Consider the following 11,416-nt stretch of genomic DNA (forward strand, 5'->3'; position numbering starts at 1 on the left):
CCAGGCCCCTAACGCTCGCCTGCTGGGCCAGCAGGACGGCCAAGTATGGCCGGGCGGGGCCGGTCTAGTGGAGCCCATGCTTCGGCCCCGGCACCCCGTGGCTGCCCCCGGCCTGCCTGCGTCCCGTCCGGGCGGAGGGCGTCCCCGACCCCGGCTCGGTCATACGGGAGTGGGCGCGCGCCGAGGCGGAGCGGGAGAACGCCCTGGAGGTGCTGCGGGAGGGCTGGTCCTACACCGTCGCGGCCCACGACGAGACGGCCCACTACCGCCTGACGGCCTGGCCGCTGGTGCTGCCGCCCGCCGGAGAGCTACGGGTGTACCGGCGCACCCACGCGGCCGCACACGCCGCCCCACCGACTCCGCCCCGGCCACGTCCGGCAGGACGGCCGTGACCGGGGCGGCCGACCCCCGTTCCCCACGGGACGGGCGCACGTACACGCAGAGACGACCCCCGACGAAGGAGAACCCATGAACCCCATGCAGACGCCCCGGGCCGACGCGGGCAACCCGCAGGACGACAGCGACTCCGGCAACAAGCACGGCGGAGGCGGCTCGGACGAGGGCGGCAACACCAACGACGGCCAGGGCCCGGCGGACGGTCGCTGAGGTGGCCGAGGACACGACGGCGGAGGCCGGTCCCGAGCGGCTGGCCTCCGTACTCCTGGAGAAGGGTGCGCTGACCGCCGACTGGCTGCCGGCGTTCCACGCCGTGCCGCGCCACCTGTTCGTACCCGAGGTGATCTGGCCGGGGCGGGCCGGTATGAACCGGCAGGACGACCGGGTCGTCCGCTCGCAATCCCCGGACCTGTGGTGGGAAGCGGTCTACTCGGACGCGCCGATCACCACCCAGTGGGACGACGGTGCGTACACCGGGCCGGGGCGGGGCCGCACCCCGACCTCCTCCAGCTCGATGCCGACGATGGTGTTCTCCATGCTCGCGGACCTGGACGTACGGCCCGGCGACCGGGTGCTGGAGATCGGCACGGGGACCGGGTGGAACGCCGCGCTGCTGTGCCACCGGCTGGGGGACGGCCACGTCGCCACGGTCGAGGTGGACGAGGGCGTCGCCGGTCAGGCCCGCACCCGGCTGTCCGCGGCGGGCTTCTCGCCCCGCGTCGTCGTGGGCGACGGCGCCGAGGGGTACGGCGAAGGGGCGCCCTACGAGCGGATCATCGCCACCTGCTCCGTGGGGCGCGTCCCCGCGCAGTGGCTCGGGCAGGCCCGGCCCGGTGCGGTGATCGTCGCGCCGTGGGGGCCGGTGTACGGCGGCGAGGGGATCGTCCGGCTCACGGTCCGGGACGATGGGTCGGCCTCGGGGCCGTTCACCGGCTCCTCCGCGTTCATGCGGCTGCGCGAGCAGCGTAGGAGGCTGCCCCCGAAGAGCGAGTACCTCAGGGGGCGCGAGTGGCCGGCCGGGGGCGCGGAATCCACAACGACGCTCTCCCCCGATGACGTGGGCGACTGGATCCACATGTTCGCCACCGGCGTCCAGGTGCCCGACCTCTTCTGCCGGGTCGTCCACGGAACGGACGGCTCCTACCGGCTGTGGCTGCACGACACCGGCCTGACGAGCTGGGCCACCGCCGACCACGAGAGGGGCCGGACCGAGTTCCGGACCGTCCAGGCCGGTCCCCGCCGGCTCTGGCACGAGCTGGAGTCCGCCTGGCGCTGGTGGTACCGGCAGGGGCAGCCGGACTTCACCCGCTTCGGCCTCACGGTGGATGGCCACCGCCACACGGTCTGGCTCGACTCCCCGGACAACCCCGTCCCGGACTTCACCGGCGCGACAACCCCCTGAGCCCCGCCAACCCTCGCCCGTCCCCGCCCACCCGGGCGGGGACGGGCCTCCCCAGCCACACCACCAAGGAACCGAGTTGCCCGTACAGCACGACATCGCGGCCGAACGCGACCTCTGGGACGCCTACGCGAGCAGCACCCGCAACGACGTGACCGACGCCGAGCCCGTCTTCAACTGGACGCAGTACCAGGGGCACGGGCCGGGGACCGAAATCCTCGGAAACCCGGCCAGTGTGCTGGAGATCGGCTGCGGCACTGGCCGGGCACTCGCCCACCTCGCTCAGCGCGGCGTCAAGGCGAAGGGCGTGGACCTCTCACCCGTCATGGTCGCGAACACCACGAAGCGGTGGGGGCCGCTGGGGGTGGAATTCGTGTGCGCGGAGGTGCTGGAGTTCCTGGCCGACGACCGGGCGACTTACGACGCGGTGTACTCGATCTTCGGCGCCGCCTGGTTCACCGACCCCTCCCGTCTCTTCCCGCTGGTCGCCGCCCGGCTGAACCCGGGCGGCGTCTTCGCCTTCTCCCACCCACCCGCCATCCCCGGCGCCTACGGCCCGCAGGGTATGTACAAGGGCGGCTTCGCCGGCCCGGCCATGTTCACGTACCGCTACAGCTACAAGCCGCAGGTGTGGGCACGCTTCCTGACCCGCGCCGGCTTCCGCGACCCCGAGGTCCGGACCCTCGACGCCCCCACCCCGGGCCACATCGGCACTCTCCTCGCCACCGCCATCAAACCCTGACCGTCCACTCCCGCCAGCGGAGACGCGAGCCCCCTACGTCGGAGGCACCGGAAACCAACCCGACCCGCGACCACCGCACGGGCCGACTCCTCTCTGGCCGCTATCCCGACTGTCGGTCCCTGGGGCTAGAACACGCGCATGACGTACAGATTCACGGCGCGGGTCGCCTGCGGACTGGATGACCCCAACGAAGACGACTGCATGATGGCGGGCGTGGCCGAGTCGGACGACGAGGACGCGTTCTCCCTGCTGTTCATGTGTGATTTCGACGAGCCCGGCCCGCAGGAAGTATCCCTGGGCATGGACACGCATTGCCTCGTCACGCCCGACCAGGGCACCGCCTACGGCTGTGTACGTGAGGTGGAGCTGAGCGGCGACGTACTACGGGTGACCTTGGACCCCGCATCGTTGGACGACCTCGTTCTGACCGACCCCGTCATCGAGGCTCTGCTGCGCGCACCGGCAGCGGACGTGGCCCGCATGCGCGAAGTCTTGCCGCGCATCCTGGCCTACGGGCGCCCAGATGCCCGCCCAACCTTGATCACGATGTAGCGGGTACAGCAACACCACCGTCGGCTGACCATCGCCTTACAAGTTCGATCACCGGGCTGCGCGGCCTGCTGGGCCCTGACTACCCTGGCGGCTCTTTTCCGTGACGAGACAGCGCACCACACAAAAAACGCTGGACTCAGCCCGGCACTGCTGCACCCGTCATCAAGGCGAAACACATACTGCCGGAGATGCCCTCACAGACACCAGCCAACGCTTGACGGCCAGCAATCATCAAGGAAATCACCATAGCCACCATCCTCTCGCGTGCATTCTGAGACATAGCGTCACGGTTTGGGCGAGCGGTGATACGGCATGCAAGTGACACGAGTACACACAGTCCGGAACCCAGCAGTGCTGGGCTCAGTCCAGCGCTCAGCCAGTATGGTACCAATCCGACCGATCAGCAACCCACCTGCGTCATCGACTGCGAAGGATCTAACAAATTTTGCATCTGAGTTTGGAAATCACCGTGCGGCCACTCCCGTATCACGCCCCTGATCTGTGCGAGCACCCTCACAACCCACGCCGTGATGGCGCCCGAAGTGACCACTGCTGACCGCTCCTCCCCGCCCGTCCTGCACAACTGCCTTTCGCCCCGAATCGCCAGAGCCCTCAGTCGCAACCTTTCCTCGTCGGGCCAACTGCTCCCCTGGATTTACTGACGTCCGGTCACGGCACGCTGCCTCTGCACTCTATTTCTTGTACGGCAGGGTCCGGCGTGGCGTTCCCCTCACTGGTCGTCTTCGTCGTGTTCCTCCTCCTCAGGGATCTCACCAGCTTCCTCGATCTCAGGTTCAACGTCGAGAATCTGCTCACCCCGGTAGTAGCGCCACACACTCGGGTAGGTTCTCTGGTTGTCCGGGTACATGATGGCTCGCCCGGGAAGAAGTGCGATCTGCCAGTTCCCAGGCAGCGCGGCGGCTATAACTTCGAAGAGGCGGCTGATCGTCGGCTCCCGAGGCACCTCCACAATGGTCTTGTATGCGTTGCCGTAGCCCTTTTTCAGGTAGCGAAAGGTGTACGGAATCTCTTTCGCAGCGAGGGACAACAACTTACGCAGGACCACGGGACCTTGCGGCAGGCTGGTCAGAACCCGGTCGACGTCGATGGGGTGGAGATTATCGAAGTGGTTGGCCTTGACCACCGTCTCGTCACGACGTTTACCCGGGTCGTTATTGCCGAACCCATTGTTATTCCAGGGAATCTCGCCCTGACTCTTGTAGTGCTTAATCAAGAGCTTCTCGGGGGCGAGCGCGGAGAAGTCTTCAGCGACATACAGACAGGTGAAGGTCATCTCGGATAGGGCTATGTTTCTGCGACCGGAGATCTTGCGCAGATGTTTGGTGATCCGCGTAGGCAGGGATTTGTCGGCCTTGCCCACGTAGACGAACTCGCCGTTGCGGTAGAGCTGGTACACGCCAGGGCGGTCATCGAGCTCCGCCAGGTGCTCCTCGGTGAGGGCGGCTGCTTCGAGATCCGCCAGTGCGCTGGCGAGCTGGTCGCCGAGGGCCTGGGTGATGCTGAGCCGGAAGTCCCGGTAGTACATGGCCTGTTCGTCGTCTCTTGGCAAGGTGCCATCCCCCTTCTGCGATTTATGGGTGCACCATATGGAGTCTCGAGGCCCTCCACCCACTCTGTTCCAGACCCATGCCACAAGATCATCAACTCCGCGGTACGCTTTCCGCATGGCTGATCAGCGTGGATACGGACATGTAGACCGCACCAGCGTCGAGCTGTTCGCGGGCGGCGGGGGCCTGGCGATGGGAGTCCATCACGCGGGGTTCCGGCCACTACTGTTCAACGAGTTCAACAACCGAGCCTGCGAGACGCTCGAAGCGAGCGCCATGCGAACCCTTGGCCCGGACGGCGTCCGGCGGACCCTGGAGGTCAAGCCCCAGCCGCCAGCGCCAGGCGAGCCGGCTCCTCTCTTCCCCAATGATGTGCAAGGTCTCGACCTGACCGCCTTCCACGGCAAAGTCGACCTCCTCGCCGGCGGTCCCCCGTGCCAGCCCTTCAGCGCGGGTGGCGTCGCCAAGGGCGATGAGGACAAGCGGAACATGTTCCCCGCCGTCTTCAAGGCCATCCGCCAGATCCAGCCGAAGGCTGTCATCTGCGAAAATGTCCGCGGTTTGCTGCGCCCCTCGTTTCGGGACTACTTCGAGTACATCAAGCACGAACTCACGCTTCCGTTCGTCGAGCGCGACGACGAGGTTCGCTGGCAGGAGCACGACCGGCAGCTGACGAAACTGATCGAGGGCGGCGGAGGCGGGACCGCCGACCAGCGGTACGTCGTACGGCATATTCCGGTCAACGCGGCTGACTACGGTGTGCCGCAGATCCGTCACCGTGTGATCATCGTTGCTTTCCGTGAAGACCTCGGTGTGGATGTCGACGCCTTCGTCAAGGACGTCACCCGGACCCCCTTCGATCAAGAAGCCCTATACCGGACGATGCGCGATGAGGACGGCTCCTACTGGCGAAGGCACAAGGTAGAGGACTACGTGCGGGATGAGGTTCGGGCCCGGCTTCCGAAAAATCTCGGCCCCGAGAGCGAGAACGAGGAGCGGAAGGTCAGGCCATGGCGAACCTTGCGCGATGCCATCCAGGGCTACGGCACCGACGTGCCTCTTCCTGCTCTGCCCGCTATCGATCTGGACAAGCTAGACAGGAAGACCGAGCAGGGCGGCAGCATCACCGACCACATCGGCTGGCCCAACGCCCGGATCTACAAGGGGCACACCCCGAACGAGCTCGACCGTCCCGCCAAGACCGTCAAGGCGGGTGTACATGGGGTTCCCGGTGGTGAATCCGTCATGCTCCTGGACGACCGGGAGCGTGACGCTAGCGCGCCGGGGGAATGGCGTAGATTGCACCGCTATATGACGGTCCGCGAGACCGCGCGCGTCATGACGTTCCCCGACGAGTGGCACGGGGCCGGCCCGCGCGGCGAGAAGATGCGCCAGCTTGGAAACGCCGTGCCGGTCGTGCTCGCCGAGTTCTTCGCCAAGAAGGTCGCCGCCGCTCTCGCGTCGGTCGGTCACTAGGCGGAGTGGTGATCGTGGCCACGCGCACCTGGAAGGAAACGCGACCGCCCGAACGCGCGTACAAACGACGCAAGGGCGTCAAGCCGACCACCGAGCAGGACCGCGCCGCTGGCGGTCGCCATCGCCGCACTGTCGCCGTTGGTGGGGATCAGTACGCGCGCGCCTCGGTTTCGCTGCGACTTCCCAGAGGAAACCGCCGCATACGCGCCTACCTACGCTGGTCCCAAGACGGCAGGACTCGGGAACGGTACATCGGAGAGGTTGACCGCGAAACGCGCGCCGCCAATTTGGCTCAGGCTTGGCAGCAGGCCCGAGCCGCTGGGATGTTGACCGAGGAACCGCTACCGGCCGACTCCAAGGCCTCCTCTCGGGGAGCTCGCGCGGTCATGCGCGCTAACCGTGGTCGGGACACCAAGCCAGAACTGGCGCTGCGCTCATTGCTGCATCGAGCTGGCCTACGCTATCGCGTGGACACTCAACCGTTGGAAGGGGTGCGCCGCCGGGCCGACATCGTCTTCCCAAAGGAGCGCATCGCCGTGTTCGTGGACGGGTGCTTCTGGCATGGCTGCCCTGAACACATGCGCGCCTCCAAGAAGAACGCGGAGTCATGGAAAACCAAGATCGAAGGCAACCGGGCCCGCGATGCTGAGACGAACGAGTTGCTGCGGGCCGCTGGGTGGACGGTGATTCGGATCTGGGAGCACGAGAATCCCGCAGAGGCTGCGGGGCTCATCACGCACGCCGTACACAAGCTACGAACTGGCAAGAAGTGATGATTTACCTCGAGCCTGGGTTGACTCGCGGAGAACCAGGTCACATGCTGGGCAAAGACTGCCCTTTCTTCTGGAAGTTGTGGTCCAGGCCTGCCGCGTGCGGCACGCTCCTTTGATTTGCGGCGCCCCCTCGACCAGTTGCCATCATCTGTCATCGCCGGCCGCCCTCGGATGGTCCGGAAACGGCCCCGTATCTGGTAGCTATTGGCCCTGCCCTGAGGACTTCGCTGCTTTGGATGTGACGTCATGGGCCCAAGCTGACCCGACCGACAAAACCGGAGGTTTCCCGGTCGCGACTCGTCGTCTCCGACGCTTGGCAGGTCGGGACCGCTGGTTCGTCTCCTCCGGCAGCGGTAACGGCTTGGGTTGGGCAGCCTTCAGACAAGGCAGGCACCACCACTCCCCCGCGACAACGTTCGTAGCCCTACGGGCACACTTATACCCCTTGTGACTACAGTTGCACTGAAAACGCATCTTTCCTCCCATACCCCCGCCCATTAACCTCTTTGGGTTGACTCACTTGCACCACCGGCGGTTCTGGGACGGAATGATCGGCGGAGCAACTTTAGGTGGGAACTTCCTAAAGTCGTCGGAGCCATCCGGGCCTAGCCACCGACCAGCCCTGACAGCAACCCGGCACTCGCTGCTGGGCGAGCGGAGCGAGCCGTCTTGAACTCGCAGAGAAGGTTGTTACTCAGTTGGCCGGTTGGGCTTGTCCGGTCCCGGTAGATGCTTGGCACTTCGGTCCCAGCTGATGGTTGACAGTGGCCGTGTTTGGTTTTCTGCGCGCGCTATTACGACGTGCAGCAGGAGGCGGGGATCTGATGTGTCGCCGAGGTGATCCCTCAGGCACGGAGGATTGAGGGTGCCAGCGTCCGCGCGCGGTCGTGGAGGTCGCGGGCGGTGCGGTTGCGCAGGTGGGGACGGATCAGGGTGAACATGGTGCGGATGCGGTCGTCCACCCGTCCGCTCTGGACCATGGGGTACTCGTCCAGCGCGCCGTGCCAGGTCTTACACGCCGCTTCCAGGTGGCCCATCTTCATCTGGAACTCCGCGAGCGTGGCCCGCTCCTTGACCCTGGAGCGACGGTAGACGTCGTAGCACAGGCGGTCGGACTCGCGCATGGCGTCCACGGCTCCGGAAACGTCGCCGAGTTCATGACGGACATGGCTCGTGTGGTACGCGAGCGCGGCCGGGTCGTAGGAGCCGAAGGTCTTCGCTCGTGACTCGGCTTTCTCCATTGCCACTTCCGCGTCGCGCAGGTGGGCCAGTGCGGTGCGGCGGTCGCCGGTCTGGGCGGCGGCGTGGGCCTGTTGTCCGGCGAGGAAAGCGCGCATGCGCGGCCCGGCCTGCGGGGAGGCGGCGGCTGCCGCGTCGGCCAGACGCAGGGCCTCCGGCCCGTGGCCGAGGTCGACGGCCTGGACGCTCATGCCGCGCAGGGTGGTGCAGTAGGTCAGGTGGTCCTCGGCAGCGCCAGCCAGTTCCAGGGCCTTGAGGTAGTACTGCTGCGCCAGCCCCTGCAGGCCCTCGTCCACAGCCATGTAGCCGGTGAGGTAGCACAGGTCGGAGGCGGCCGAGAGCATGTCCTTGCGCACGGGCTCGGGGGCGTCGGCGCGCAGGTACGCCGAGACGGTGTTGACGATGAACGAGGCGGCCATGGGCCGGGCGTGACGGCCGCCGAACTGGTCGTCCAGTTCGCTGATGCGCTCGGTCATGGCGACCACCATGTCCACCTCCGGCCGCCCGATGCGCACACTGCGGCCGGCCCGCACCGCCTCCATCCGGCCCACCACGTCCTGCCAGCCGGGGACGGTCAGCGCCACGGAGAACAGCCCGACGCCCAGAACGCTCCTGCGGGATGGGTCCATGTCCGTCCTCCCGAGGTTCATCAGTCCTTCCACGGTATCCGCGCCACAGCTCGCCTCCTCGGCCTCCAGACCGATCTCGGCCAGCGTGACCGGCCTGCGCAGCCGACGGGACAGAGCCTCACGGACGAAGGGCCGTACGGCCTTGCGCGGCCTGGTGCCGCTCAGCCAGTGGCTCACCGCGGACTCGTCGTACCGCAGCGGCACCCCGGCCTCCGCCCCGACGCGGTTGACGGCCAGGGCGAGTTGGGACTGCGACCACTGGCTCTCGGTCAGGACGCGCCGCAGGCCCTCGTTCGGCTTCCTGGCTCCCATGCCCACTCCCCCGCATCCACGCGATCTTTCATGGGTTTCACGCGCTGCCGCTCCACCCACGGTACCGCCCAGAGTAATCGCGCGGTTACGTATCCGTGAGCACGGAAGTGGTCGGTACCGAAGTCCAGCGTGCGGAGGGAATCCGTCGCGCAGTCCGCCGTGACGCGGGTCCGGCCACGGCTGTCGACGGCGCCCAGATCCAACTCGGCTGCTTGTAAGGCCAGTTCGGAATCAGCATCCAAGCGGCACAAGGCACCGGCCGGCAGACAGCATCCCCCGACAAGAGAGGGAACACCGGTGACAGTGATCGTCAAGACTCCGCCGGCCCGGAAAGCCACCACCCGGCTTCTGTGGCTGGACCTGACGCGGAAGTGCCAGCTCGCCTGCGGGCACTGCTACAACTCCTCCGGCCCGAGCGGATCGCACGGCACCATGACCCGTGAGGACTGGGTCGGCGTTCTGGATCAGACCGCGGCCTGTGGCGTGCGCGGGGTGCAGTTCATCGGTGGTGAGCCGACCATGCACCCCGACTTCACGGCCCTGGTGGACCACGCGCTGAACGCCGGTCTGGAGGTGGAGGTCTACAGCAACCTCGTGCACGTCTCCCAGGAGTGCTGGGAGATCTTCCAGCGCAAGGGACTGGCGCTGGCCGCCTCCTACTACTCCGGCCGGGCCGAGACCCACAACGCGATGACCGGCCGCCGCTCCCACGCCCGGACGCGGGAGAACATCGCCAGGGCCGTCCGGCTCGGCATCCCGCTGCGCGTCGGAGTCGTCACCGGCGACGAGGACCAGGCCGCAGGTGCCCGCCGGGATCTGGAAGCCCTGGGCGTGGAGCGGATCGGTGTCGATCACGTCCGGCCCTTCGGGCGGGGCGGACAGGGCCGGGTCCCCGACGCGGCCGAACTCTGTGGCCGGTGCGGATCGGGCGTGGCCGCCATCGGTCCCACGGGGGAGGTGTCCCCGTGCGTGTTCTCCGGCTGGATGGGCGTCGGCAACGTCAGGCACACCCCGCTCGCCGCTATCCTCGGCGGCGACGCCATGACCCGCGCCACCAAGGCCATCCAGGGCGCGGCCGGGAGGAACGCCCCCTGCGGCCCCGACGACGAGGAGTGCACGCCCGGCTTTCCGGGCAGCTCGTGCACTCCGAGAAACTGAGGACGATGGACACGCCCCTTCTCGCCGCCGACTTCCGGGAGTTGATCCGCCCGCACACGGGGGACCTGACGCGCGTCCGCCCCACCGCCGGGGGACACAGCTCGGATGTCGCCACCGTGGTCGAGTGCGAGAAGGGGCCGTTCTTCGTCAAGGCGGTCCCCAACCGGCCCGGCGGCCGACGCGACTCCATCGTGCGGGAGCGGCTGATCAACCCGGCCGTACGTTCCGTATCCCCCGCTCTGCGGTGGCATGCGGAAAACGACGTGTGGGTCGTGCTCGGCTTCGACGCCGTGGAGGGGCGGGCGGCCGACTTCTCGCCGGGCTCGCCCGACCTGCCCACCGTCGTCGGTCTGGTGGACCGGATCGGGGAACTGGACCTCCCCGAGGTCGCGCGGGAGTGGCCGGAGACCCGGTGGGACCGGTTCGCCGGGGACGAGGGGCAGGCCGCTCTCCTCCGGGGCGATGACCTGCTCCACACCGACATCAACCCCGGCAACATGATGATCGGTGAGCACACCGCCTGGGCCGTGGACTGGTCCTGGCCCACCCGTGGCGCGGGCTTCATCGACCCGGCCTGTCTGGTGGTGCAGCTCATCGCGGCCGGGCACAGCCCCGAGTCCGCCGAGTCCTGGGCTTCCGGCTGTGCTGCATGGGCGGATGCGGACCCCAAGGCCGTCGACGCCTTCGCCCGGGCCAACGCCCTCATGTACCGCGTCTTCGCCGACCGGAAGCCGGATGCCTCGTGGCTCGGGGCGATGGCGGACGCTTCCCGGGCGTGGGCCGACCACCGCGGCGTGAGCACGTAGCGTGGCGGACTGAGCGGTCCTCCCGGCAGGGCTGCCCGCCATGTCACCCTGCCGACAGAGATGAGGGACCCCTACGGCGGTGGGGGTCCTTCGTCATGCGCGGATGACGCGGTCGGTGCCGCCCTTGCCCACTCCCCCGCGTCCACGTGATCTTTCATGGGTTTCACGCGCTGCCGCTCCACCCACGGTACCGCCCGGGGTAATCGCACGGTTACGTATCCGTGAGTACGGAACCGAGCGTCAGGAAGGGCGTACATGGGCGGGAACGCCTTCTCACAAGAGGCCGAGAAACGGATCGGGGAGGGGCGTGCGCGCTCTGCGGACGGGCGCGGGGATTCCGGGGTGCGCCCGTCCGCAGAGCGCGCA

At 67.8% G+C, this 11,416-nt stretch carries 10 protein-coding genes; 8 read left to right on the forward strand and 2 right to left on the reverse strand.

Annotated features, from left to right (window positions below; all coding sequences use genetic code 11):
* Nucleotides 1-468: 468 nt before the first annotated feature.
* The 4 genes from L7D48_RS15765 to L7D48_RS15780 all read left to right on the forward strand — a co-directional run bounded on the left by L7D48_RS15765 (nt 469) and on the right by L7D48_RS15780 (nt 3,089).
* Nucleotides 469-606 (forward strand): hypothetical protein, encoded by a 138-nt coding sequence (locus L7D48_RS15765; RefSeq protein WP_237880075.1) that lies wholly within the window; start codon nt 469-471, stop codon nt 604-606.
* A gap of 1 nt (nt 607) precedes the next feature.
* Nucleotides 608-1,798 carry a methyltransferase domain-containing protein gene (locus L7D48_RS15770; RefSeq protein ID WP_237880076.1) on the forward strand — a complete coding sequence of 397 codons (1,191 nt, stop codon included), beginning with the start codon at nt 608-610 and terminating at the stop codon, nt 1,796-1,798.
* A 76-nt stretch (nt 1,799-1,874) separates the two neighbouring features.
* Complete coding sequence (locus L7D48_RS15775) at nt 1,875-2,537, forward strand: bifunctional 2-polyprenyl-6-hydroxyphenol methylase/3-demethylubiquinol 3-O-methyltransferase UbiG (RefSeq protein ID WP_237880077.1); 663 nt, start codon at nt 1,875-1,877, stop codon at nt 2,535-2,537.
* 138 nt (nt 2,538-2,675) lie between these two features.
* Nucleotides 2,676-3,089, forward strand: coding sequence for an Imm10 family immunity protein (locus L7D48_RS15780; RefSeq protein WP_237880078.1), 414 nt, complete (start codon nt 2,676-2,678; stop codon nt 3,087-3,089).
* A 730-nt stretch (nt 3,090-3,819) separates the two neighbouring features.
* On the opposite strand, the gene L7D48_RS15785 is transcribed toward L7D48_RS15780, so the two are convergent.
* Nucleotides 3,820-4,659, reverse strand: coding sequence for an Eco29kI family restriction endonuclease (locus L7D48_RS15785; protein WP_237880079.1), 840 nt, complete (start codon nt 4,657-4,659; stop codon nt 3,820-3,822).
* A 115-nt stretch (nt 4,660-4,774) separates the two neighbouring features.
* Between L7D48_RS15785 and L7D48_RS15790 the strand changes: the two genes are divergently transcribed.
* Complete coding sequence (locus L7D48_RS15790; protein WP_237880080.1) at nt 4,775-6,133, forward strand: DNA cytosine methyltransferase; 1,359 nt, start codon at nt 4,775-4,777, stop codon at nt 6,131-6,133.
* 14 nt (nt 6,134-6,147) lie between these two features.
* Nucleotides 6,148-6,906, forward strand: coding sequence for a very short patch repair endonuclease (locus L7D48_RS29465; RefSeq protein ID WP_237880081.1), 759 nt, complete (start codon nt 6,148-6,150; stop codon nt 6,904-6,906).
* 845 nt (nt 6,907-7,751) lie between these two features.
* Here L7D48_RS29465 and L7D48_RS15800 read toward each other — a convergent pair.
* Nucleotides 7,752-9,086, reverse strand: coding sequence for a tetratricopeptide repeat protein (locus tag L7D48_RS15800; RefSeq protein WP_237880082.1), 1,335 nt, complete (start codon nt 9,084-9,086; stop codon nt 7,752-7,754).
* A 297-nt stretch (nt 9,087-9,383) separates the two neighbouring features.
* Here L7D48_RS15800 and L7D48_RS15805 point away from each other — a divergent pair, with 297 nt between their 5' ends.
* Together L7D48_RS15805 and L7D48_RS15810 are read left to right on the forward strand one after the other, a co-directional pair.
* A complete protein-coding gene (locus L7D48_RS15805; protein WP_237880083.1) occupies nt 9,384-10,244 on the forward strand; it encodes a radical SAM/SPASM domain-containing protein in 861 nt (286 codons plus the stop codon).
* A 5-nt stretch (nt 10,245-10,249) separates the two neighbouring features.
* Nucleotides 10,250-11,050, forward strand: coding sequence for a protein kinase (locus L7D48_RS15810; RefSeq protein WP_237880084.1), 801 nt, complete (start codon nt 10,250-10,252; stop codon nt 11,048-11,050).
* Nucleotides 11,051-11,416 lie beyond the last annotated feature (366 nt).

Source organism: Streptomyces sp. ICN903 (genome assembly GCF_022015835.1).
GTDB classification, from domain to species: Bacteria; Actinomycetota; Actinomycetes; order Streptomycetales; family Streptomycetaceae; genus Streptomyces; species Streptomyces fenghuangensis.

Bases quoted from the DNA above. Each gene is read 5' to 3' on its own strand.
- L7D48_RS15765 (WP_237880075.1), top strand. From the start codon at position 469: ATGAACCCCATGCAGACGCCCCGGGCCGACGCGGGCAACCCGCAGGAC.
- L7D48_RS15780 (WP_237880078.1), top strand. From the start codon at position 2,676: ATGACGTACAGATTCACGGCGCGGGTCGCCTGCGGACTGGATGACCCC.
- L7D48_RS15790 (WP_237880080.1), top strand. From the start codon at position 4,775: ATGGCTGATCAGCGTGGATACGGACATGTAGACCGCACCAGCGTCGAG.
- L7D48_RS15800 (WP_237880082.1), bottom strand. From the start codon at position 9,086: ATGGGAGCCAGGAAGCCGAACGAGGGCCTGCGGCGCGTCCTGACCGAG.
- L7D48_RS15810 (WP_237880084.1), top strand. From the start codon at position 10,250: ATGGACACGCCCCTTCTCGCCGCCGACTTCCGGGAGTTGATCCGCCCG.